Here is a 23,863-nt window from a genome sequence, read left to right as displayed (position 1 = left end):
CCATGAGCACCGTTCCCCATTCCGCAACCGCCACCGGCCTGGCCGACTGCCTGGAGCGCAACGCCGCCGCCTTCCCCCACAAGCCGGCCGTCATCCACCCCGACGGCCGCGAGCCCGGCGGCGGCCCGCGCTACCGCGAAGTCACCTACGGGGAGTTGCAGGACGCGGTCGAGGAGATCGCCCACGGACTCGCCCGCGCCGGAATCACCCGCGGGACCAAGACCGTACTGATGGCACCGCCCGGCCCGGAGCTCTTCGCCCTCGCCTTCGCGCTCTTCCGGCTCGGCGCCGTCCCCGTCGTCGTCGACCCGGGCATGGGCGTGCGCCGGATGCTCCACTGCTACCGGGCCGTCGGCGCCGAGGCGTTCATCGGGCCACCGCTCGCCCACCTCGTACGGGTCCTCGGCCGGCGCACCTTCGGCCGCGTACGCATCCCCGTCACCCTCGGCCGCCACCGGCTCTGGGGCGGCCACACCCTCGCCGCCCTCCGTACCACCGGTGGACCGAGGACCCCCGCCGCCGACGTCGGCGGTGACGACCTCCTGATGATCGGGTTCACGACCGGAAGCACCGGCCCCGCCAAGGGAGTCGAGTACACGCACCGCATGGCACTCTCCATCGCCCGCCAGATCGAGACGGCCCACGGGCGCACCCGCGACGACACGTCACTGGTGACCCTGCCCTTCTACGGCATCCTCGACCTCGTCTACGGCTCCACCACCGTCCTGGCCCCCCTCGCCCCGGCCAAGGTCGCCCAGGCGGACCCCGCCCTGCTCGTGGACGCGCTGGAACGATTCGGCGCGACCACGATGTTCGCCTCGCCCGCCCTGCTGCGGAACCTCACCGACCACCTCACCGCCCTGGGTCGCCCCCTGCCCGACCTGCGCTGCATCGTCTCCGGCGGCGCGCCCGTCCCCGACTCCGTCGTCGCCGCCCTGCGCACCGTCCTCGACGAGAAGGCGTCCGTCCACGTCACGTACGGCGCCACCGAGGTCCTGCCGATCACCTCCGTCGAATCCGAGGAGATCCTCGGCGGGACATCCGCCGCCAGCGCCCGCGGAGCCGGCACCTGCATCGGCCGGCCCGTCCCCGGCACCCGCGTCCGCATCATCCCCGTCACCGACGGCCCGCGCGCCCGCCTGTACCCGGGGACCGACCTGCCCGCCGGCAGCGTCGGCGAGATACTCGTCGCGGGAGAGTCCGTCAGCCCCCGCTACCACGACGCGCCCCGCTCCGACGCCCTGCACAAGGTGCACGAGACCCGGCCCGACGGCACCGCCCTCACCTGGCACCGCACCGGCGACCTCGGCTACCTCGACGACCGCGGCCGGCTCTGGTTCTGCGGCCGCACGTCCCAACGGGTGCGCACCGCCGGCCGGGACCTCTCCACCGTGCGCTGCGAGGGCGTCTTCAACGCCCATCCACTGGTACGCCGCAGCGCCCTGGTCGGCGTCGGACCGGTCGGCGCCCAGCGCCCCGTCGTCTGCGTGGAGAGCGACGTCCCCGCCGGCAGCCCCGCCTGGCGGGACCTGGTCGCCGAACTGCGAGCCCTCGCTGCCGAACACGCCCCGACCCGAGAGCTGGAGGAGTTCCTGCACCACCCCGCCTTCCCGGTCGACGTCCGCCACAACGCCAAGATCGGCCGCGAGCAGCTGGCCCGCTGGGCCGAACGGCGCCTCGCCCCGCCCCCGCCCCCGTTCTCCCGGACCCGCGCGGCCCGCCTCGTACCGCTCGCCGGCTGGGCGTACCTCCTCGGCGGCGCGATCTGGGCGGCCGTCGCGGACGTACCCGACGTGCCCCTGCTGCGCTGGCTGTGGTGGGCCGACGCCTTCCTCAGCATCCCGGTGCACGCCGCGCAGATCCCCCTCGCCCTGCCCCGGGGCAGGGCCGCGGGCCACGGCAGCGCCGCCACCGCCGCACTGACCATGCTCTACGGCGCGACCTGGTGGCGGGACCTGTGAACATCCTGATCACCGGGGCCACCGGCTTCCTCGGCGGCCACCTCGCCGACGCCTGCCTGCGCGACGGCCACCGGGTCCGCGCCCTGGTCCGGCCGGGCAGTGACACCGCCCGCCTGAGCGCCCTCGGTCCGGGACTCGACCTCGTGCCCGGCGACCTCGCCGACACCGCCTCGCTGGCCCGCGCTGCCATCGGCTGCGACACCGTGCTGCACAGCGCCGCCCGCGTCGTCGACCACGGCAGCCGCGCCCAGTTCGAGGAGGCCAACGTCACCGGAACGCAGCGGCTGCTGACGGCCGCGCGCGCGGCGGGCGCCACCCGCTTCGTCTTCGTCAGCAGCCCGAGCGCACTGATGCACCTGCGCGAGGGCGACCGGCTCCGGATCGACGAGAGCACCCCGTACCCCACCCGCTTCTTCAACCACTACTGCGCGACGAAGGCCGCCGCCGAACAGTACGTACTGTCCGCGAACACAGCGGACTTCACCACCTGCGCGCTGCGCCCGCGCGGCATCTGGGGCCCACGCGACCACGCGGGCTTCCTGCCCCGCATGATCGCCTCGATGCGGGCGGGCCGGCTGCCCGACCTCTCCGGCGGCAAACGGGTACGGGTCTCGCTGTGCCACGTCGACAACGCCGTCGACGCCTGCCTGCGCGCCGCCGCCGTTCCCGCCGAACGCATCGGCGGGAACGCGTACTTCGTGGCCGACCGAGAGGAGACCGACCTCTGGGCCTTCCTCACCCGCGTCGGCGCCCTCCTCGGCTGCCCGCCGCCGCACCCCCGCGTCCCCGTCACGGCGACCAGGGTCCTGGCCCGGGCCGTCGAGACGGCGTGGCGCCTGCGCCCCTCGGCCGGTACGGGCCCACCGCTGAGCCGCTACATGACGGCCCTCCTCACCCGCTCCACCACGTACGACACGGGCGCGGCCCACCGCGACCTCGGCTACGACCCGCCGCGCACGCAGGAGGACGGCGTGAGCGGGCTGCTCCGCTGGATCCACGGCATCGGCGGCATCGACGCCTGGACGCGGCCAAAGTCCCCTCAGGACCGGAAGCCGCCCGCGTCCACCCGTACCGACCAAGGAGGCCTCGAGCGATGACACCCCCTCACACCACGTACCGGCGGCCGGTGTCGGCCACCGAGCACCTCTATCTCTCCGCGGGGGACGCGCGCGGCGCCATGGCCCTGCGCATCGTCGTCGAAGGGCACACGGCCCCCGAACCGGCGGCCCTCCGGGCGGCGGTCGCCCGGGCCGCCGAGACCTGCCCCGGCTCCCGCCTGGTACGGCGCGGGCCCGTCTGGACCGCCGAGGGCCCGCTGCCCACGGTCAGGTACACCGCTGCTGCCGCCGGGCGCATCGACGCGTCGGACCCGGCCACGGCGGGGCTCATCACCGGCCGCTCACGCCGGAACACCCCGCCGGGCTGCGAGGTCCTGGTCATCCCCGGCACCTCCGCGGACACGGACACGGACACCGCCACGGCCACGCTCGTGTTCAGCACTTCGCACGCCCTGATGGACGGTCACGGCGCCCTGACCTGGGTACGGGAGGTCTTCCGCGCCCTGCGCGGGGAGCCCGGCCGCCCCGCCCTCGCCCCCGACACCGACCGCGGCCTGCTGCGCCGGCTCGGCGCCTCCGTCCGGCGCCCCGCGCTCGTCCCCGACCGCCCGTCGCCCCTGGGCCGCCCGGCCCCGGGCCCCGAGCAGACCCTGTGGCTCCGCCGAACCCTCCCGGGCCACCACCCGGCCCTCACGGCCAGACTGGCCCAGGCCCTGACGGACAGCGCGGCGAAGGTCGGCTCCCCCTCCGGTGGCGCCCGCTCCGACAGCGCCGGCCGCAGCGGCACCCGGGTCATGATCCCGGTCGACCTGCGGCGCCATCGCCCCGGCATCGCCTCGACCGGCAACCTCACCCTGCCGCTGTTCCTGGACCTGAGCCCCGGAAAGGCGTGGCCGAGGGCACAGAGCACCCTGCTCCGGGCGCTCGCCGAGAACCAGGAGCTGGCCGAGGGCTTCGAGTCGGCCCTCCTTCCGCTGCCGCCGGCGGCCGGTCGCCTCCTGCTACGGGCCGCCCAGGCCGGCGCCGTACGGGCCGACCGCCACCTCGCCTCGGCCGTCGTCTCCCACCTGGGGCGCCTGGACCCGGCCGAGTTCTCCGGCGGGGGCTTCACCGCGACGACCCTGTACGCACTGCCCGTCCACGCCCCCCTGGTCCCCGTCTCGATGGCCGCCACCGAGACGGACACCGCCACGGAGCTCACGATGGGCGTCCGCGGCGGCCCCGGTCTGGCCGAACGCGCCACCCGCCTCCTGGACGAGGTCCTGACCCGCCTGCCGACCTCCGCCGCACCGGCACCACCGGCGGCGCCCGCCTCCGCTCCGGTGCCCGACCCCGTACCGGGGCCCCGGCCCCAGCCTGCGGTGTCGGCCGGGTGCGCGGCGGTGCCCGTGCCTCCGCCGTTTTCCGCACCTGCGGCGCTGCCCGCGACCGGGCCCTTACCGCACCCCGCCGCGGAACCGGAAGCCGCGCCTCCCGCCACCGTCGTGGAACTGTTCCGGATGCAGGCCGCCCGTACGCCCGGAGCGCCCGCGCTCGACGGGCCCGGCGGGGTGGTCACGTACGCCGAACTGGACCGCCGTTCCGACGCCGTGGCCGCCGGGCTGCTGCACCGGGGGATCGGTCGCGAAGACCTCGTCGGTCTGGTCGTCGACCGCACCCCGACCGGGGTCTGCGCCCTGTGGGGGATCCTCAAGGCGGGTGCCGCCTACGTGCCGCTGGACCCCGCCCACCCCGCCGCGCGGACCGCGGAGATCCTCCGCGCCTGCGGCGCCCGGCTCTGCCTGACCCAGCGTCACCTCGCCGAACTCCTCGGCGCGCTCGCGCCCTGCCCCCTGCTCGCGGCCGAGGACCTCGTCACCGGCCCGCCGCCCCGGCCGGTCCCCCCGGCCCCCGCGCTCGAGGACCTCGCGTACGTCATCCACACCTCCGGCTCCACCGGCCGCCCCAAGGGCGTGCAGATCGAACACCGTTCCCTCGCGGGCTTCGTCCGCTGGATGACGCAGGTCTGCGCCGTGGACGCCCGGACCCGCTTCGGCTTCGCGTCCTCCTACGGCTTCGACATCTCCTGCTTCCCCCTCTTCCTGCCCCTCCTGGCCGGCGGCACGGTGGTCCTCGCGCCCGACGCGCCCTCGCCCGCCACCCTGCGCCGGCTCGTCGCCGACCATCGGGCCGACACCCTCGCCCTCACCCCTTCCCATCTGCCCCTGCTGGCCGACACCGGTGCAGCCGCGGGCGACGTACGCACCCTGCTGCTCGGCGGCGAACCGCTGACCCCGGCCGCCGTACGCACCGCCCGTAGCGCCTTCGGTCCGGACTGCCTCGTCATCAACGGCTACGGCCCCACCGAGGCGACCGTCGTCTGTCTCGCCCACGTCGTGGACGACGCGCGGCCGACGACCGCCGCCACCCTCCCCATCGGCACCCCAGGTCCCTACGCCCGGGTCGACCTCGTCACCGAGGACGGCGAGCGCATCGGCACCGGGGCCGAGGACACCGGCCGCACGGGGGAGATCGTCGTCAGTGGCGCCCAGGTGGCCCGCGGCTACCTCGGGCCGCCGGACGGCCGCCCCTCCCCGTTCACCGAGCACGACGACGGCACCCGCACCTACCGCACGGGCGACCTCGGCCGGCGACTGCCCGGCGGGGCGGTCGAGTTCGCCGGGCGCATCGACGGCCAGCTCAAGATCGCCGGGCACCGCATCGAGCCCGCGGAGATCGTCGCCGCGCTCGAAGCCCGGCCCGAGGTGAGCCGCGCCGTCGTGGCCGTCCGCCGCCGCCCGCACACCACCACGCCGGTCCTGTGCGCGTACGTCGTCCCGAGTGCCGCCGGCTCGTACGGCCCGGGCCCGAACGGTACGGGCGACCGAGGCGCTCCGCACGGCGCTCCCGACCTCCCCGCCGCCCTGCGCTCCGCGCTCACCGCTCAGCTGCCCGCCGCGATGGTCCCGGCCCACGTCATCACCGTGGACGCCATTCCCCGCACGATCGGAGGCAAGGCCGACCTGGACGCCCTGCCCGACCCCTTCGCCGCCCCCAGCCGCTCAGCCGCCGCCGCCGAGACGGCGGAGCCCGCCACCCTGCACACCCGGGTGGCCGCCCACTGGGCCGCGATCCTGGCCGTGGACGCCGCCCGGCTGTCCGCGGAATCCGACTTCCAGACCCTGGGCGGAGACTCCCTCGCCCTGGTGGAAATGCTCACCTCCGTCTCCGACGACCTGCTGGAACCTGCCCAGGCCCGCCGTTTCATGGCCGGTCTCGACTGCCTGGTAGGGAACCTGACGCTCGCGCAGGTCTGCGCCCACCTCTCCGCCGCCCGAGAGGAGCTCCCCGCATGATCTTCGTCGGGGACGGCGCGCTGCTGCGCCGAGCCGTTGCACACGCCGCCGCACTGGGCCACCCCGTGGACCTCGTCTGCTGCGAGGATCCGCAGGACGCGGCAGGCGCCCGGCACCTGCCCGTGCTCACCTCGGACGACATCAACGTCCACGCCGACACCCTCGTGCAGGCCTGCACCGACGGCGTCGCCTGGTCCCTCAACAACTGCCGGATCTTCGGCGCACCACTCCTCTCCCGGGGTCTGCGCATCCTCAACATCCACAACGGCCTGCTGCCGCGCCACCGCGGACTGCCCTCCGTGGCCGTCCTCTTCGCCCTGCTGAACGGCGAGCACGAGTACGGAGCCACCCTCCACGAGGTCGACGCGGGCATCGACACCGGCCGCGTCCTGGCCGAGCACCGCTTCCCGATCGCCCCCGACGCCCGCCACTTCCAAGTCATGCTCCGCGGCGTGCGCGCCTGCCAGGCCCTGTTCGAGGAAACCCTGCCGGCGGTCGTCGCGGGCGCGGCCCTCCCACCCCCTCCCGCCCCCGCGGGGCCGTCGGCGTACTACGGCACGCGCAGCCTGGCCCGGCTGGCGGACCACCGCGACCACCCGGCCTACGCCGCCGCCACGGACCTCGGCCCCTTCGCCGCGCACGCCCCCGAACTGGCCGCGGCGATCGGGGCGGCGGCTCCCTTCACATGAGATGACTTTGCGGACCGCGTCACCCGGAATGGCCACGCACCCGCTCTTTCCGTGCGTATGGGGCGTGACCTGTGGTTTCCTGGGCCCGCCTCGCGTGTAGCGAGTCGATTACGTGGAGTGAAGGAGATGTTGTCGTGAGCGTTCTGGACATCAAGCTGGACCGGTCGTTCGATGTCTTCGACTCGGACCGCGACGGACGGCTCGAGAAGTCGGACGTCATCGGCCTCTCGGACAGGCTCGCCGAGTCGCTCGGTGTCGCTCCGGCGGTCGTGGCCGGACTTCGGGACTCGTTGGAGGACCTCTGGGACGCCGTCTTCCAGAAGATGGACAAGAACGACGACGGAGCGGTCGACCGGCACGAGTTCCGGGCGGCGTTCCGGGCGCGGATCGTCACGGATCAGAACAGGATCTGGGAACGGATCCGGAACATGAGCAACGCGTGGACGGAGCTCGGTGACCGCGACGGTGACGGCATGCTGAGCCGGGAGGAGTACACCTCGCTGCTCCACGGCATGTTCCGCTTGCCCCGCGAGACCTTCGACGAAGCGTTCAATCAGCTGGACCTCGACGGCGACGGGCAGTTGAGCCGTGACGAGATCAGCTCCGCGATGAAGGAGTACTACACGAGCGACAACCACTCGGCCCGCGGGAACCAGTTCTTCGGGCGCCTCTGAGGGCTGTCCGAGGCGGGTCCGGAAGGCAGGGGAGGGGGCGCGGTCTCCGCCCCCTGCTGACCGCCCTCGTGTAGCGGCTGCTCCAGACCGGTTCGTACGGCGTCCCCGCTCGTTGACCGGGGGAGGAAGCCGATCATTCACGACCTGCTGGAGGACCTCTGATGGCCGATGCCGCACTGCCGGTGATTGTTCTCTCCGACTCCGACCCGCTCCGCCGGCATGAAACCGCCGAGCTGGTGCAAAGCTGGTACCGGACGTCCTTCCGCGTGCTGCAGGTCGGAGGGCAGGCGGAAGTGGTCCGCGCGTTGCGCGCGCTGGCCGACCGGAAGGTACCGGTGGCAGCCGTGCTCGCCGACGAAGCACCGGACCCGGGTGCCGCGCAGCACCCGGGTGTGCGCTGGCTGTCGCTGGCCGAGCGCGGCAATGCGGAGTCCAACACCCCCGTCGGAGCGGTTCGGGACGATGGCGACCCGGCCGAGCACCTTCGCGGCGCGCTCGACGATTCCCTGTGCACGTGGAACGCCGACTGCGACGGTGGTGTGCCGACCGCCGAGGTGCGCGGGAGCCGCTTCTCGCCCGCCGCCTATGCGGTGCGCGACTTCCTCGGCCGCAGCGGCGTGATCTTCCGCTGGCTCCCGGAGGAGGACGTACGGGACGCCCCGGTGACCGTCCGCCTCGGGGACGGCACCGAGATCGTGGATCCTTCGCTCAGTGACCTGGCCGAGCGGCTCGGTCTCATCCGGCCGGCCGAACAGGACCACTACGACGTCGCGGTGATCGGCGGTGGCCCCGGAGGTCTGTCCGCGGCCGTGTACGCGGCTGCCGAGGGGATGAGCGTGGTCGTGATCGAGGACGACGCGCCCGGCGGGCAGGCGGGATCGACCTCGCGGATCGAGAACTACCTCGGTTTCCCCGTAGGTCTCACGGGTGGCGATCTCGCCCAGCGCGCCTTGCAACAGGCCCGTCGCGCCCGCGTCGAGTGGCAGCCCACCCGGGTGGCCAGTCGGGTGACCTCGACGGACACCGGTGACCACACCGTCGAGTTCGTCAAGGCGGGTACCGATGAGACCGCCTCGGTGACGGCGGCTGCGGTGGTGGTCGCCACGGGCGTGGACTGGCGCCGTCTGACGGCTCCCGGCGTCGACCGCCTGCTCAACTCCGGTGTGTACTACGGCGCATGCCTGTCCGATGCCCCCTCGGCTGCGGGGGAGGACGTGTACATGGTGGGCGCGGGCAACTCCGCCGGACAGGCCGCCCTCTACTTCGCGCGCTACGCCCGCACCGTCACCTTGCTGGTGCGCGGCGCCGACCTCGGCGCTTCCATGTCGAGCTACCTGGTGCAGCGCATCGACCGGACGCCGGGCCTGCAGGTCCTCCTGGGGACCGAGGTGGCCGAGTGCCACGGCGGGACGACCCTCACCGGTCTCACTCTGCGCGACCGCGACGGCGGCGAGCGCACGGTCCCCGCGCACTGCCTCTACGTGCTGATCGGCGGCCACCCGTCGACCGACTGGCTCGGCGGCAAGCTGGAGCTCGACGGCCGCGGGTACGTCCTGACCGGAAGCGGCGGAGCCGCCCCGGACGCGCTGCCGATGGAGACCAGCGTGCCCGGGGTGTTCGCCGTGGGCGACGTGCGCTCCGGATCCGTCAAGCGGGTCGGGGCCGCCGTGGGTGAAGGAGCCGCAGTCGCCCAGTCCCTGGTCGAGTACCGACGGCGGCATCCCGAGCGCTTCCGGGGTGCGGGTGCGGCCTGCGGCTTCTGAGGGACGCGCCCGCCGCCCTGGGGAGGAATCAGCCGCCGCCTCTGTGGAGGAAGAGGAGGAGGCTGCTCGCTTGGGCGGGGGTCAGGTCCACCGGAACGTCCCGGGGAGCCGGCCTCCCCTCGGCAATGGCGAGGAGGTGGGCCTCGGCTTGTTCGGGTGGGACGCTGTCGAGGATTTCGTTGATCAGTTTCATCATCTCTTCGTCCGAGAGCGCTTCCGGATCGCTGAAGACCTTCGGCTTGTTCTTGTCCATTTCCGGCCTCACCGCGTAGTCATGTGATCGAACGAACCGGACACCGAACGAAGGAGCCGGGACCACCACCGTCCCGGCTCCGTCACTTCATCCGGAGGAGGCCCGCCCGATGCCGCTCCGTCGGCGTGCCGAGAGCGAGGGCGGGATGACGTCACGTTCAGGCCGTACGTCGCGTCAAGTGATCTGCTGGACGGTGCCGTCAGGCAGCGTGCACCTTTCGCCCCCGTAGGGGACCGAGGTGATCTGCCCGCCCGCGGTGGTGCACTCGTCTCTGGTGATGGTCGGAGACGCCGCGGCCTGAGCACTGACAGCGCCGATGGCGCTCGTGCCGGCAAGGGTTGCTGCGGCCAGCGCCAGGCCAAGGATTCTTCGCATGCGCATGACATTCTCCTCTCAGGCGCCGACTTCGGCCCCGCGAAAGGAACAAGTCCAGGGCCGACGGCGCCCTCCTCCTCAGCATGGGCGATGCGCTGAAGGCCCGCGAGGCGAGCCGGGCACCGTACCCGGCCCGGCAGCCGCCCGGCACGTCATCCGTCCGCGGCGTCCTCGGCCTCCCAGCGCAGCAGGTCGCCGGGCTGGCAACTGAGTACTTCGCACAGCGCGGCGAGCGTCGCGAAGCGCACCGCCTTGGCCCGGCCGTTCTTGAGTACCGCCAGGTTGGCGGGCGTGATCCCCACGCGGTCCGCGAGTTCGCCCACGGACATCTTCCGCCTGGCCAGCATCACGTCGATGTCGACGGTGATCGGCATCAGATCACCTCGTCCAGCTCGGCCTGCATCTGCGCGGCTTCGACGTCGCGCGCTACGGCCTGGGCGAGCAGCATCCGCAGCACGAGCACGATGAGCGCGACCCCCAGGATGGCCAGGCCGACCCCGCCCATGATGACGGTGACGCCCGGGTCCTCCCGCTGGCCGGGCGCATTGATTGCGGTGACCGCGAACCACAGGAGGGCAGCCGCCACGATCGCGCCGATCACGGCGTCCACGTACCGGAAGGCGGCGTGGGAGAACACGGTTCCGCGCCGCACCATCGTCACCAGCCGCCAGACGCAGACCAGGGCGACCTGGGCCGACAGCATGCCCAGGACCGTGATCACGCGCAGCGGTGTCAGCGGCATCGACCCGTCCTCCGGGTCGTTCCCGCTGATCAGCGTCCACACCATCAATACCTGTACCAGCACGGTGCCGGTGAGCACCACCGCGAGCACGGCGCGCAGCGCATGCACGGTCAGTCTTCCCATGATCCATCCCTCCATCGAGTTGCGATGGAAATCTATCGAAATTCGATAGGCGAGACAAGGGCTGGACCACTTCGGTGGCTGTTTCGGTGGGGGAGGTCGCTGTCTCGAGGCGAGAGCACGGGGCGCTGCCGGTGAGCTCCGCCGCACCTTTCGATGACACCGGGGAGGACTCAGCCGTCCGGCCCATCAAGGGCACCGGCCACGACGCCGAAAAGGATCAAGCGGAGTCGTCCCACCCCTCGCCTTCCGGTACGCCTCCGCGCCCCACGCCGCTCTGATGGCGGCGGTCCCGCACCCCGGCCGCCGAGGCCCGGAGGAGATCCCGCATGCGCGTTCCCCTGCCCTTGGCCGCTGTCGCCACCGCCGCGCTCCTGCTCACCACGGTCACCGTCGCGACTCCCGCCGCGGCAGACCAGGGCCCCGACGGCGCACCGCTGATCAAGGTGTCCCACGGCGACCCGTACGCGGACTGCACCATCGGCGCGAGCTCTCCCGACAGCGTCGTCTATCCGGGCACCGAGGTCGAGCCGTACCTGTCCGTCGACCCGCGCGACTCGAAGCGCGTGGTCACCGTGTTCCAGCAGGACCGCTGGAACGACGGCGGTGCCCGCGGACTGGTGGCCGGCTGGACCACGGACGGCCGCACCTTCCACCGGAGCACGCTGCCGTTCAGCCTGTGCGCCCCGGGCGGCGCGGACTTCGAACGGGCCACCGACCCCTGGGTGAGCACCGGACCGGACGGCACCGTCTACGCCGGCGGGGAGGGCGTCGACTTCACGAAGAGCACGCGCACCGGCCTCCTGGCCGCCACGTCCCGCGACGGCGGCCGCACCTGGCGGAACCTCACCACCACGCACGTCGACGAGCAGCCGTTCTTCAACGACAAGCCCTCACTCACCGCCGACCCGATCCGCAAGGGCACCGCCTACCAGGTCTGGAACCGTCTCGACAACGACCCGCCCGGCCCCAGCTCCCTCGACGGTCCGGGATACATCTCCCTCACCCGCGACGGCGGCCGCACCTGGAGCCAGGCGCGTTCGTTCGTCGACACCAGCGCCGTGCCCAACACGCAGACCATCGGCCACCAGATCGTCGTCGACCGGCGCACCGGCACCCTGTACGACTTCTTCGACCAGTTCACCTTCGCCGAGGACCTGAGCACCGTCACCGAAGCCCACTACGCGGTGGTCACCTCGACCGACGCCGGAGAGACCTGGAGCGCCCCGGTCACCGTGGCCAAGGACACCTCCGTCCCGGAGGTCGACCCGAACGACCCCACCAAGCTGTTGCGCGCCGGGTCCACGCTGCCCAGCCCGGCCGTCGACCCGAAGACGGGCACGCTGTACATGGCCTACGAGGGCGCGGACTTCTCCGGCGGCCGGTTCGACTCCGTCCAGCTGGTGCGCTCCACCGACGGCGGACGCACCTGGGGGGCTCCGGAGCTGATCAGCCCGCAGGGCGTGCCGGCCTTCTCCCCGTCGGTGGCGGTCGACGAGCGGGGCACGCTCGCGCTCACCTACTACGACCTGCGCTTCCTCAAGCCGGGCAACACCACCACCCTGCCCACCGCCTACCAGCTGGCCACGCTGCCGCACGGAGACCCGAAGCTCCGGTCCGAACGACGGATCTCGCGGATCTTCGACTGGCTGCAGGCGCCGTTCGCCGGGGGCTACTTCCTCGGCGACTACCAAGGCCTGGTGGCGGACGGCAAGGGAGTGCGGGCGGTGCTGACCGAGACGCACTCCGGCGCACCGCAGAACCGTACGGACGTGTACAGCGGCACCTTCCGCACCCGGTGACCGACCCTGGTCTACCGGGGTTCGTAGGCGGCCGCCCGGCATGCGCCGTTCGCTGCGCCGCCCGGCACTCCGGCCGCGGTCAGTCCGGTCACACAGCCCTGGAGGTCGCTGCTCACGCCACGGCGGCAGGCTGCTGCGATGGCGTCGGTATCGCTTCCGCCCGCCTGGGTGGCCATCTGTGTGCAGGCCGGGATGTCCGCCTGGGCGGCGGGGGCGGCAAGTGCGCCGCCGAGCGTGAGGGTCAAGCCGGTGAGGACACCGGCGATGCGGGTCGACGTGCGCATGGGACGCACCTGCTTTCCGGGAGGGTTGCGCTGCCAAGCACCGACGGTGCCCGAGCGGCTTCCGCTGTGGCAGTCGGGGAGCCGCCCACGGCACTCGGCCCCGGGGCCGGCCGCAGGGGAACGGCCGCAGGGTGGTGCGCGGCCTGTGGCGGGACGGACACCGCCGCCGGGTGCTGCGGAGGCGCGCATCCTGCTGCTTCCACCGTATGACCGGCGGCGCCTCGTCACGAGCGGGCGGGGCCCTACGATGACGCGGACCCTGCCCTTGAGGGTGTGGCAGGCGCCGCTCAGCTTCACATCCTGGCCGATGCCATGGCCGCTCTGCCGGCCGATGCGGAATCACCCCGCCCTCCTACAACACCACGATCCCCAGGGGCCGTTCGCCCGCCGCGAGCCGGCGTGTCGTACCGCTCGGCAGGTGCACGACGGTGATTCCGTCCCAGTAGCCGTCCCGGGTGAAGCCGCCCGTGACGTATGCGGTGCGGCCGTCCGCAGTGACCGCGACGGCCTCGTGCGGCCCTCTCAGCGGGACCTTGCGCTCCGTCCCGTCGGGGGACCGGACCGTCAGCGAGGCCGCCTCTTCGTCCTCCGCCGCGCCGACCACCAGCAGCGTGCCGTCGGGGGCGAGGGCGGCCCCGTGCTGGTGGACGTCCGCGGTCATCGGCTCGACGGTGACCCGGCCCGTACGGGGGTCGAGCACCGCCAGCTTCTCGCCCTCGAACGGCAGCAACAGCCGCCCGTCGGAGGGCCGCACCACCGCGTAGTGCGGTTTCAGCCAGGAGCCGAGGCCCTGTTCCCCGTAAGGAGCGACCACCAGCCGCCGCCCCGCGAGGGTGTCGGCGCGCACCGCCGTCACGTCGTAGGAGTCGTGCCCGGTCGCGTACACCTCGCTGCCGTCCGCCGCGACGTCCACGTCGAAGGGGCGGCGGCCGACGGGCACGGTGGCGGTCACCGTACGGGTAGCCGTGTCGATGACCTCCAGCACCCCCGGGCCGCCGGGCACGTTGACCCCCGCGTACAGTCGCCGCCCGTCGGGCGCGAGCGCGATGCCCATCCCGCCGCCCCGGTACTCGCCGGTGGTCACGGGCCCGCTGCGGGTGCGGTACGGGATGCGGCCCAGGCCGGTGCGGGTGGCGGTGTCCACCACCGCGACCCCCTCCGCCGTCGCGACCCAGGCCCGCCCGTCCGCGCCGAGCGCCAGCCCGTACGGCGCGGTCCCCACCTCCACCGTGCCGACCGGGCCGCGTGCGGGATCCACGAAGGTCACGGTCGAACCGCCGAAGTCGGCGACCAGGAGTGTGCCGTGCGCCGTGGGCACGGCCGCGTCGGCTGCGGACGGCTCGATTCGTGGTGCCGCCGCGGCCCCGACCCCCTCCGGGCCGCTCGTACGATCGCCGCCGCCGCTGCCATCGCCATCGCCACCGCCCGCCGCGCACCCGGCGAGCACGGCAACCCCGGCCAGGACCACCGCCAGCCGATGCCTTCCGGCCCGGGGTGCGCGCGGCGCCCTCACCGCAGCAACTCCGCGATCTCGGCGTACCCGCGCCGCTCCGCGTGCGCGAGCGCCGTCACCCCGTCGCCGTCCGCCAGTTCCCGGTCCGCCCCGGCCGCGAGGAGCAGCCGTACGATCTCCTGGTGGGCCGGGCCCCCGTCGCCGAGGATCACGGCCTCCAGCAGGGCGGTCCAGCCGAGCCGGTTGACGTGATCGACGTCGATGTCCGTGACCGCCAGTACCTCCCGTACGTACGCGACGTGCCCGCGCTCGCTCGCCGGGATGTGCGACACGCCGCCGAAGCGGTTGGTGAGCCGCAGGTCCGGCCCGGCCGGCAGCAGCACGCGCAGCATCGCCACGCTGCCGGTCACCCCGGTGACCAGCCAGGCGCTGTCCTGGCGGGCATCCTGGGCGTCGACGTCGGCGCCCGCCGCGACGAGCACCCCGGCCACCTCCACGTGGTTCCCGAGGGAGGCGAGGAGCAGCGGCGTGCGCAGCTCCTCGTCGCGCACCTCGACGTCAGCGCCCCCTTCGACCGCCACCCGTACGGCAACGGCGTCCCCGGCCCGCGCGGCGTCCAGCAGCCGGCGATCGAAGTCCTTCATCCCGTACCCCTCATCCGTTCCACGGCCTCGCGGCCACCTGCCTGACCTCGATCCTCTCCCCGCGCTCGAGACCGCCCGGCCCCCGGACCGGCTCCCGCTTGTCATCCGATCGGCTGATGCGCAGCGGAGCGCCGTCCGCTTCCCTCCGCGACCGGTGCCGTCAGGCGCCCTCCGGCCCCGCGAAGCGCAGGCACGAGCCGACGTCGCGGCGGAGCGAGCGGACCGCGGGCGGGGGAGCGTACGACAGCCGTACGAGCATCAGCTCGGCGTAGTCGGGGCGCTGCGGCAGGACCTTGGCCAGCCGGGTGCGCAGGGCCCGCAGCGTCGCGATCTCCTCGGGGTCGAGCCCGGCTCCGCGGCCCCGTTCGACGCGCGCGAGGAGGTAGGGCAGCGCGGTGAGCGGCTGCACCGCCAGCCCGCGGGAGGTGGCGGTCAGCCACAGCCGCTGGAGCGCCCGGCCCCCGCGCGCGTAGGCGTCGGGCGACGTGCCGGAAATGCTCAGGACGCCGATCGCCGAGGACGCGGCGACGAGTTTGCGGGCGCCCTCCTCGAACGAGGCGCCGCCTCCGATCCGCCGGATGAACGCGAGGTTCGGCCAGTGCCGGGCGATGGAGATGCCGGCCAGGTCCGTCCGGTCGAGCTGGAGCGTGGCGACGTCGACACCGCGTCAGCGCCGCGGCGTCCGGTCCCGCGAGCGCAGCGTCCGTGCCCGGGGCACGATTGGTCGTACGGTGCCCGATCCACTCGGCGAGCGGCACCCGTGGCCCGTCCGCCGCGCCTGACCTTTCGAGACTGAAGGAGAGTTCGCAGACCAGGCCGGGATCGGCCGGATCCGGGAAGATGCGGGCCCGGCAGGCCCAACCGGCGGCGCGGGCGGCCAAGTCGATGTTCTCCACCGCCGCACCGATCGCCAGATGACTGGCCGACCGCTCGAAGTCGAGCAGCGTCGGCGCCAGGTCGTCGTCGATCCGGCACTCCAGCACCCGTCCCCGCGAGACGAACCGCCACGGCTGGACGTTGCCACCGGACGGGGCCTGTATCCCGTACGAGACCAGACGGCGCACCGCCTCCTCGTCCAGAGGACGTCCGGCCTCGGGGAGGCGGAGGGGCGCGGTGACCTCCCGCGCGACGACCTCGCCCGCGGCCCCGGCCGGGGGAGGCCCCCCGGACTGCAGAACCGTTTCCGTGCCGTCGCGGACCAGTTCCCCGGGATCGACGAACCAGCGCCCCGACGCCGTGAACGTCCCCAGGAGCAGACGACGTGCCGTGTCGGTGACCAGCGCGGCGCCGAGCGCCACCCCCGAGGCGAGCTGCGGCCAGGAGGAGATGGTCCGCCCGATCTCGACCAGCGACGGTACGAAGCGCTCCGACGGCCGTTCCTGGTCGAGGATCCGCAGGACGTACGGCACCTTCTCGCGCGTGGACAGCGTCTTGAGGTCGGCGGCCGCCACGCCGCTCAGCAGCCCGTGCAGCAGCGGGCGGTGCGGTTCGCGGTCGAACCGTTCGACGTCCAGCATGCCGCGCTCGTTGGTCTCCATCAGCACGGGGATGCGGTGCGCGCGGGCCCGCTCGCGGGCGTACACCTTGATGTACAGGTCGTCGCACTCCTCCACCAGGAGATCGGCGCGCCCGCCGCCGGTCAGGAACGCGTCGACGTTCTCCTCGGTGAGCCCCTGCGGCCAGACCTCGATGTCGAGATGGGGGTCGATCTCGTACATCTGGCGTGCGGCGATCACCACCTTGGGCAGGCCGACATCGGCGACCGAGGCCCGCAGGCGGTTGAGGTTCGACAGCGACAGCCGGTCGAAGTCGGCGAGCCGGAACCGGCTGCCCACACCCTCCTGGGCCAGCGTGACCGCGCTCGCCGCCCCGACCGAGAGGCCGATCACGGCGATCGTGCGGCCCGTCAGGAGCTCCTGCTCCTCCGCGGTGATCTTGTACCGGTTGCGTGACTGCCGCAGCTCGCGGTATTCGTCCCGGGGGAGTACGTGGACGAGTTGCCGCGACCACGGGTACCAGGCCCAGGACCCGTACGCACTCGCCGGCCGCCCGCCCAGGTGCGCCTCCACGGCGGAGGCGAGCTCATCCGCGTCGGGGGACCAGTCCGGCCGGCGTGCGGTCAGCAACTCCGCCACCTGTTCGGCCAGCGCGTCCCGGACGGCGGCCACATCACCGCGCTCCAGGAGCGCACCGAGGGCCGTACGCTGCGCGGGGTCGTCGAGCGAGTACAGCGTGGGCCGCAGCGGAACGTCTTCGCCGGCGGTGGCCGCGGCGAGGGAACTGATCAGTGTTTCCAGGCTCATGGGGCACTTTCGTGAAGTCCCGTGCGGACACGGGCGACGGGCGCCCGCCGTCGGCTGCCGTCAGGCGGACGGGTACGAGCCGGAGCCTACGATCCGGCCGTCCCGCACCGCGGTGGTTTCGTCGGTGTGTGCGGCCTCGCGCGGCGGCTGGGCGGCGGTGAGCACCGGCAAAGCCGGCGACAGGGTGTGCGCCCAGGCGTGTGGGCGCCTCCGTGCGCCCGGGCGCACACCACTGTCCGGCCGCCGACACCGCTCGTCTCCCCGCCGTCACCGGCCGGAAACGTCAAGGGTGATTGTCACTCTATTCCTGCCTATGGATGGCTTGCGTAGGTTCATGGATCTTCGCGTGCTTATGCTTCACGCGCTATGACGGAAAGTCACAACTCCCGCGCTTTACGGGAATCAGCCGACGTGATCGTCCTCGGTGCCGGTCCGGCCGGGCTCGTTCTCGGAATCCTGCTGCACGCAGCAGGGATCGACTGCGTCCTCCTCGAACGCGCCTCCCGCATCCATGTCCAGACCCGGGCCCGCGCCGGGTTCCTCGCACCGAACACCGGGCGGATCCTGGAGAGCCACGGCCTCGCCGACGGACTGCACCGGCGCGGCCGCCGCCACGGCACGTGCGAGTTCCGCACCGAAGACGGCCGGTTCCGGCTCGACTACGGCGCCCTCGGCCAGGGCGGGCAGCATCACGTCTACCCGCAGCAGAACTTGGTCACGGACCTCCTGACGCACTACCTCGACCGCGGCGGACGCGTCCGCTTCCAGACGGAGGCGCTCGCCGTGCGCGACGCCGACGGCAACCGGCCGTACGTCACGACGCGCGAACCGGACGGCCGGCCCACCCGCTGGACCGCCCGTTACGTCGCCGGCTGCGACGGTCGGCACGGGGCGGCCCGCCGCTCCCTGCCGCCGGGCGCCGTCCGTCACCACCACGACCACGGCGTGACCTGGCTCGGCCTGCTCGCCGAGGCCCCACCGAGCCTCGACGCCGTGGGTTACGCCCTCCACGACCGGGGCTTCGCCGGGCACATGGCCCGTACCGCGGACGTCACCCGCTACTACCTCCAGTGGCAGCGCGGCACCCCGGCCGACGCCTGGCCCGAGCAGCGGATCTGGGACGAGCTGGACGTACGGATGCGCGCCGCGGACCACGGCCCGCTGCACCGGGGCACGCTCCTGGAACGCGGCATCTTCGACCTGACCTGCGACGTGATCGAACCGCTGCGCCACGGCTCGCTCTTCCTGGCGGGCGATGCGGCGAGCCTGCTCGCCCCGGCCGCCGCGAAGGGCGCCAACCTCGCGGTCCTGGAGGCCGAGATCCTGGCAGGAGCCCTCACCGACGCCCTCACCGGGGGCGACACCGCGGGCCTCGACGGCTACTCGGACCAGTGCCTGGCGCACATCTGGCGAGCCCAGGAGTTCACCGGGTGGATGACCCGGCTGCTGCACACGGCACCCGACGGGAACCAGGACGCCGGATCGTTCTTCCACGCCGCCCTGCGGCGCTCCCGGCTCGCTTCGCTGCGTACCTCGCGCATCCACCAGGAGTGGTTCGCCGAGAACTACGTCGGCGTGTGACGGCTGCTGCACCCCGGCCCGCCCGCACCGCTCACCCGGCCCCGCGCCCTCCGCCGTCCCTCGCCTTCACCCGGCTCCGCCCTGCTTCGCCATGCCCTGCTCCGCCCCGTAACGGCCCGAGGAACCCCCACGATGACGACGACGCTCCCCGACGAAACGATGCTCCTGGACGACACGGCCCGCCTGCGCGCGGCAGCCGAGTTCGTCCGCGAGTACGACAGCGCCGCCCTGCTGCCCCTCCTGCTGCCCGGGCTCGGCGGACCGGACCTGCAGGCACTCGCCGGGCACTGCCGGTTCGCCCACGCAGGGCTGCTGCTCTTCCCGCCGGACGCGGACAGCCTGCGGACCCAGCTCGCCGACTGCGGGCTCGCCGCAGACACCCCCTCCCACCCCAGCGTGGTGGTCCGGGAACGCCTCGCCCGGCGCCACCGGCGCGATCCGGCCGAGCTCGACGTACGTATCCTGCGCCCACAGGTGCACGGCATCGCCGGGGAGCGCCGCGCGGTCGAGGTGTTCGCCCTGACCGTGCCCCCGCACTCCGGCCTGGAGCGGATCGCCGCCTACGAACGCACCCGACGGCACGAGGCACACCTCGCCTTCGAAATCGAGCACTCGGATCCGCTGGCGCTGCGCGGCCTGTGCGCGATCCTCGTCCGCCACGGCGCGCGCCCCGACGGCGGCGGCTACAACCCGCACGAGGACGGCACGGTCCTGTACTTCACCACCCCCGCGGATCCGATCTGCGGCTACCGGCGGCTGGAACTCTACGCACACGGCGACCACCGCGCCGCCCTCGCCGCCCACCTGGACTCCGAGGAGCACCACCACCCCCACCGCACCGCAGGACGACCCGCCGAAACGCTCCTCCGCCTCCTCACCGGCGCGTGGACCACACAGGCCTTCGCCGCCTTCGCCCGGCTGTCCCTGCCCGATGCCATGGACACCCGCACCGCGCACCGCACCGAGGACCTCGCCCGGCTGACCGGAACCCACCCCCGGAGCCTCGCCACGCTCCTGCGCTACCTCGCCATGCTCGGCGCCGTCACCCAGGACGCGGACCAGGAACAGGACGGATTCCGCCTGACCGAACTCGGCGCCCTGCTGCGCGCGGACGCGCCCGGGTCGATGCGACCGCTGGCCCTGATGTACGGCGGTCCGTTCTACCGCTCCTTCGGCGACCTCGACCACGCGGTGCGGACCGGGCAGCCGGCCTTCGACCGCCTCTTCGGCGAGAACCACTTCGACCACTTCGCCCGCGACCCCGAACTCGCCGCCCTCTTCGATCGGTCCATGGCCGCGAGCTCACGGATGTTCGAGCCGCTCCCCGACCACCCGGTCATCACCGCCGCGGCCCAGGCGCCCCAGCCCGCGACCGTCGTCGACGTCGCCGGCGGGAACGGGGAACTCCTCGGCCGCATCCTCACCGAACACCCGGGCCTGCGCGGCGTGCTCCTGGAGCGCCCGCACGCCGTCGAGGCCGCCCGCCGCCTGCTCGACGCCGCGGGCTGCGGCGCGCGCTGCGACTACCGCGCGGGCGACTTCGCCGACGTGCCGCCCGGCGGCGACGTCTACGTCCTCTCCCGCGTCCTGCACGACTGGGACGACGACCGCTGCCGGGAGATCCTGCGCCACTGCGCCCGCGCGATGCCCGCCCACGCGGACCTGCTCGTCGTGGAACGGCTCCTGCCGGCCGACGGTTCCCCCTCGCTGGCCACGGCATGGGACCTTCACATGCTGTGCAACGTCGGAGGCCGGGAACGCCGTGCCGACCACTACGCGCGCCTGCTCGCCGACGCCGGCCTCCAGCTCATCGGCCACAGCCCGCTGCCCCTGGACGCGCACGTGCTGCACGCCCGCAGGGCCGGCGTCCCTGACCCCACGGCCCGACGGAGCTGAGCTCGGGTGACGTCTGAGTGCGGGCCCGTGCTCGATGGCGTGCGGGCCCCGTGCTCGATCGGGAATACCTCGGGAGCACTCCCCGTTCCGAGGTATGGTTGAATTGTAAACAATCTTGGGAAGGGGAGCCATGCAGTTCGGGATCTTCACCGTCGGCGATGTCACGGCCGATCCGACGACCGGACGCGCGCCGAGCGAGCACGAGCGCATCAAGGCGATGCTCGCGATCGCGCAGAAGGCCGAGGAGGTCGGCCTCGACGTCTTCGCGACCGGCGAGCACCACAATCCGCCGTTCGTTCCTTCCTCGCCGACGACGATGCTGGGCTACATCGCCGGGCGCACCGAGAACCTGATCCTGTCCACGTCCACGACGCTGATCACCACGAACGACCCGGTGAAGATCGCCGAGGACTTCGCGATGCTCCAGCACGTCGCGGACGGCCGCGTCGACGTGATGATGGGCCGCGGTAACACCGGACCGGTCTACCCCTGGTTCGGCAAGGACATCCGCGACGGCATCGACCTCGCCATCGAGAACTACGCGTTGCTGCGCCGCCTGTGGGACGAGGACGTCGTCACCTGGAAGGGCAAGTTCCGCACGCCGCTGCAGTCCTTCACCTCCACCCCGCGCCCGCTCGACGGCGTGGCACCCTTCGTATGGCACGGCTCCATCCGCTCCCCGGAGATCGCCGAACAGGCCGCGTACTACGGCGACGGCTTCTTCCACAACAACATCTTCTGGCCGGCGTCCCACACCCGGCAGATGGTCAACCTGTACCGCGAGCGCTATGCCCACTACGGGCACGGAACCCCCGAGCAGGCCATCGTCGGGCTGGGCGGCCAGGTGTTCATGCGCAAGAACTCGCAGGACGCGGTGCGCGAATTCCGTCCGTACTTCGACAACGCGCCGGTGTACGGCCACGGCCCGTCCCTGGAGGAGTTCACCTCGCAGACCCCGTTGACCGTCGGCTCGCCGCAGCAGGTCATCGAGCGAACCCTGTCCTTCCGGGACTACGCCGGCGACTACCAGCGCCAGCTGTTCCTGATGGACCACGCGGGTCTGCCCCTGAAAACCGTCCTGGAACAGCTCGACCTGCTCGGCGAGGAAGTCGTGCCGGTGCTGCGCAAGGAGTTCGCGAACCTGCGCCCGGCCGGCGTGCCCGACGCCCCGACCCATTCGGCCCGTGTCGCGGCCGCCCAGGAGACTGCGAAGGAGGAGACGCAGGCATGAAGCTCGTCGTCGTATCGGCAGGACTGAGCTCGCCCTCCTCGACACGGCTGCTCGCCGACCGGCTCGCAGCCGCGACGCTGCGCCAGGTGGACGCCGAGCTCGAAGTGATCGAACTGAGGGACCTGGCGACGGAGATCGCCCAGCACTTCGTCACCGGATTCCCGCCCGTCCGGCTGGCCGCCGCGCTCGACGCGGTGGCAGCCGCAGACGGCCTGGTCGCCGTGACTCCCGTCTTCGCGGCGTCGTACAGCGGCCTGTTCAAATCCTTCTTCGACATCATCGACAAGGACGCCCTCACAGCGAAACCGGTGCTCCTCGGCGCGACGGGCGGCACCGCCCGGCACTCCCTGGTCACCGAACACGCGCTGCGCCCGCTCTTCAGCCACCTGCGCGCCCTCGCCCTTCCGACCGCCGTGTACGCAGCCTCGCAGGAGTGGGGTGAGGAGGGTCTGGCGCAACGGATCGCCCGTGCGGGCACGGAGCTGGCACGCTTCATGGCGCCCGCCGATCGGGACGCCATCCCGGACGTCGACACCACGACCGCGATCGCACCCCGTTCCCTGACAGGGGCGATCACCTCGGTGCATCCGGCCGACGGCCTCGAGGTGGTGCCGTTCGAACAACGACTGGCCGCGCTACAGGCCAAGTAGCCGCAGCCGCAGCTGGAGGTGCGGTAACGGATCATCCGGCGGGCGGAGTCGGCCCCGTAGCGGGCGGCGTCCAGTTGGTCGCCACCCGCTGGACCTTCGCGACCAGGCCGACGGCCTGGGCGAGGCCGCGGCCGAGATCGGCGCCGAGGACGACATGCAGCGGGCGTCGGCAAGGCGCGCGAGCCGGATGCCCGTCGCGACGAGCCGCGGCAGGCCTTGGGCCATCGTCCACGGCCCGAGCTTCAGCCCGGCCCCCTCGTGCCGGTCCCGGCCGATGTCGCCACCCGAACGCGCCACCTTCACCGGTGCCCGGCCGAACGAGGGTCAGGAGGCCGGACGTTGGGGGGCGCTGGACACCCCGGAGTCCCGCCCGCTGAGCTCGGCGTCCAGCGTTTCCTGGGCGATGCGCATCGACTCTGCGTACTCCGGCTGCGACATCCGCTGCCAGGCCCGGTCCGGTGCGACGTCCTCGACCCGGCTCGACACCCACCAAATGTTGCCGAACGGGTCGCGCACCCTGCCACCCCGGTCGCCCCACGCGCTGTCGGCGGCCTCGGTGATCACCGTTGCCCCGTTCGCCACCGCGGAGGCCATGGCGGCGTCCGCGTCGGGGACGTAGACGCGCAGCAGCGCGGGCATCACCGGCCAGTCGGGCCGGCGGTCGAAGGCCAGTACGACCGTGTCGCCGATGCGGATCTCGCCGTGGCCGATGGTGCCGTCTTCGACGGGCACGCGAGCGAGCTCTTCTCCGTCGAACGCCGCGGTGATGAAGTCGAGCAGCGCGCCGGTGTCGTTGGTGACGACCCACGGTGCGACGCTGGTGTAGCCCTCGGGCGCGGTGTGCTTCATCGGTACGTCCTCTCTGCGGGTTCCTGCTGACGTGACGACAGTACGACCGAACCAGGTCAGGTTCCGTCCTAGTTCGTTCACGGTGCTCCGATCAGCTGATCAGGATCCCGCGAGGCGTCAGAGCTCAGGCGCGAGAAGGGTCAGGCGGAGCATTGCGGTGCGCGGTCATGTCTCGTTTCACCGGGCCACGGGGCGGTAAC

At 73.0% G+C, this 23,863-nt stretch carries 20 protein-coding genes; 11 read left to right on the top strand and 9 right to left on the bottom strand.

The genetic code is table 11. The features are described 5' to 3' along the window. Window positions 1-2: 2 nt before the first annotated feature. The 6 genes from ACZ49B_RS22620 to ACZ49B_RS22595 all read left to right on the top strand — a co-directional run bounded on the left by ACZ49B_RS22620 (window position 3) and on the right by ACZ49B_RS22595 (window position 9,480). Complete coding sequence (locus tag ACZ49B_RS22620; RefSeq protein WP_468308673.1) at window positions 3-1,961, top strand: fatty acid CoA ligase family protein; 1,959 nt, start codon at window positions 3-5, stop codon at window positions 1,959-1,961. Further along, window positions 1,958-3,058, top strand: coding sequence for an NAD-dependent epimerase/dehydratase family protein (locus ACZ49B_RS22615; protein ID WP_468308672.1), 1,101 nt, complete (start codon window positions 1,958-1,960; stop codon window positions 3,056-3,058). Before ACZ49B_RS22620 ends, ACZ49B_RS22615 begins: the two co-directional genes overlap by 4 nt. Beyond that, window positions 3,055-6,354, top strand: a complete 3,300-nt coding sequence (locus ACZ49B_RS22610; protein ID WP_468308670.1) for a non-ribosomal peptide synthetase — start codon at window positions 3,055-3,057, stop codon at window positions 6,352-6,354. The genes ACZ49B_RS22615 and ACZ49B_RS22610 overlap by 4 nt, the downstream gene beginning before the upstream one ends. Next, entirely contained in the window at window positions 6,351-7,043 is a 693-nt protein-coding gene (locus ACZ49B_RS22605; protein ID WP_468308669.1) for a formyltransferase family protein, read from the top strand. The genes ACZ49B_RS22610 and ACZ49B_RS22605 overlap by 4 nt, the downstream gene beginning before the upstream one ends. 134 nt (window positions 7,044-7,177) lie before the next feature. Beyond that, window positions 7,178-7,717 carry an EF-hand domain-containing protein gene (locus ACZ49B_RS22600; protein WP_468308666.1) on the top strand — a complete coding sequence of 180 codons (540 nt, stop codon included), beginning with the start codon at window positions 7,178-7,180 and terminating at the stop codon, window positions 7,715-7,717. Between the two features lie 161 nt (window positions 7,718-7,878). Next, window positions 7,879-9,480 (top strand): NAD(P)/FAD-dependent oxidoreductase, encoded by a 1,602-nt coding sequence (locus ACZ49B_RS22595; protein WP_468308665.1) that lies wholly within the window; start codon window positions 7,879-7,881, stop codon window positions 9,478-9,480. 28 nt (window positions 9,481-9,508) lie between these two features. On the opposite strand, the gene ACZ49B_RS22590 is transcribed toward ACZ49B_RS22595, so the two are convergent. The 4 genes from ACZ49B_RS22590 to ACZ49B_RS22575 all read right to left on the bottom strand — a co-directional run bounded on the left by ACZ49B_RS22590 (window position 9,509) and on the right by ACZ49B_RS22575 (window position 10,973). Further along, complete coding sequence (locus ACZ49B_RS22590) at window positions 9,509-9,733, bottom strand: hypothetical protein (protein ID WP_468308663.1); 225 nt, start codon at window positions 9,731-9,733, stop codon at window positions 9,509-9,511. 174 nt (window positions 9,734-9,907) lie between these two features. After that, a complete protein-coding gene (locus tag ACZ49B_RS22585) occupies window positions 9,908-10,114 on the bottom strand; it encodes a hypothetical protein (protein WP_468308660.1) in 207 nt (68 codons plus the stop codon). A gap of 146 nt (window positions 10,115-10,260) precedes the next feature. Then, a complete protein-coding gene (locus tag ACZ49B_RS22580) occupies window positions 10,261-10,482 on the bottom strand; it encodes a helix-turn-helix domain-containing protein (protein ID WP_468308658.1) in 222 nt (73 codons plus the stop codon). Next, window positions 10,482-10,973 (bottom strand): DUF2975 domain-containing protein, encoded by a 492-nt coding sequence (locus ACZ49B_RS22575; protein WP_468308655.1) that lies wholly within the window; start codon window positions 10,971-10,973, stop codon window positions 10,482-10,484. Before ACZ49B_RS22575 ends, ACZ49B_RS22580 begins: the two co-directional genes overlap by 1 nt. Before the next feature lie 326 nt (window positions 10,974-11,299). Here ACZ49B_RS22575 and ACZ49B_RS22570 point away from each other — a divergent pair, with 326 nt between their 5' ends. Then, window positions 11,300-12,772: a sialidase family protein gene (locus ACZ49B_RS22570; RefSeq protein WP_468308653.1), complete on the top strand. Its 1,473-nt coding sequence runs from the start codon at window positions 11,300-11,302 to the stop codon at window positions 12,770-12,772. An 11-nt stretch (window positions 12,773-12,783) separates the two neighbouring features. Here the strand turns inward: ACZ49B_RS22570 and ACZ49B_RS22565 are convergent, their stop codons facing one another. From ACZ49B_RS22565 to ACZ49B_RS22550, 4 genes are all read right to left on the bottom strand, one after another. Beyond that, window positions 12,784-13,056 (bottom strand): hypothetical protein, encoded by a 273-nt coding sequence (locus ACZ49B_RS22565; RefSeq protein ID WP_468308650.1) that lies wholly within the window; start codon window positions 13,054-13,056, stop codon window positions 12,784-12,786. 352 nt (window positions 13,057-13,408) lie between these two features. After that, window positions 13,409-14,569 (bottom strand): YncE family protein, encoded by a 1,161-nt coding sequence (locus tag ACZ49B_RS22560; protein WP_468308648.1) that lies wholly within the window; start codon window positions 14,567-14,569, stop codon window positions 13,409-13,411. Beyond that, window positions 14,566-15,153 (bottom strand): ankyrin repeat domain-containing protein, encoded by a 588-nt coding sequence (locus ACZ49B_RS22555; protein ID WP_468308646.1) that lies wholly within the window; start codon window positions 15,151-15,153, stop codon window positions 14,566-14,568. Before ACZ49B_RS22555 ends, ACZ49B_RS22560 begins: the two co-directional genes overlap by 4 nt. Before the next feature lie 101 nt (window positions 15,154-15,254). Continuing rightward, a complete protein-coding gene (locus ACZ49B_RS22550; protein WP_468308643.1) occupies window positions 15,255-17,456 on the bottom strand; it encodes an Rv1355c family protein in 2,202 nt (733 codons plus the stop codon). Window positions 17,457-17,867: 411 nt separating this feature from the next. Between ACZ49B_RS22550 and ACZ49B_RS22545 the strand changes: the two genes are divergently transcribed. The 4 genes from ACZ49B_RS22545 (at window position 17,868) to ACZ49B_RS22530 (ending at window position 22,814) form a co-directional block, all read left to right on the top strand. Then, window positions 17,868-19,037, top strand: coding sequence for a 4-hydroxybenzoate 3-monooxygenase (locus ACZ49B_RS22545; protein WP_468308642.1), 1,170 nt, complete (start codon window positions 17,868-17,870; stop codon window positions 19,035-19,037). A gap of 132 nt (window positions 19,038-19,169) precedes the next feature. Then, a complete protein-coding gene (locus ACZ49B_RS22540; RefSeq protein WP_468308639.1) occupies window positions 19,170-20,933 on the top strand; it encodes a methyltransferase in 1,764 nt (587 codons plus the stop codon). Between the two features lie 130 nt (window positions 20,934-21,063). Then, complete coding sequence (locus tag ACZ49B_RS22535; protein WP_468308638.1) at window positions 21,064-22,164, top strand: LLM class flavin-dependent oxidoreductase; 1,101 nt, start codon at window positions 21,064-21,066, stop codon at window positions 22,162-22,164. Then, on the top strand, window positions 22,161-22,814 hold the full coding sequence (locus ACZ49B_RS22530) for a CE1759 family FMN reductase (RefSeq protein WP_468308635.1): 654 nt from the start codon (window positions 22,161-22,163) through the stop codon (window positions 22,812-22,814). Before ACZ49B_RS22535 ends, ACZ49B_RS22530 begins: the two co-directional genes overlap by 4 nt. Window positions 22,815-23,138: 324 nt before the next feature. Here ACZ49B_RS22530 and ACZ49B_RS22525 read toward each other — a convergent pair whose 3' ends face one another. Continuing rightward, entirely contained in the window at window positions 23,139-23,663 is a 525-nt protein-coding gene (locus ACZ49B_RS22525; protein WP_468308633.1) for a VOC family protein, read from the bottom strand. Window positions 23,664-23,863 lie beyond the last annotated feature (200 nt).

This window comes from Streptomyces sp. NPDC031132, assembly GCF_055570595.1.
Note: the sequence above shows the minus strand (reverse complement) of the source record. Positions and strands in the feature narration are given on the sequence as shown.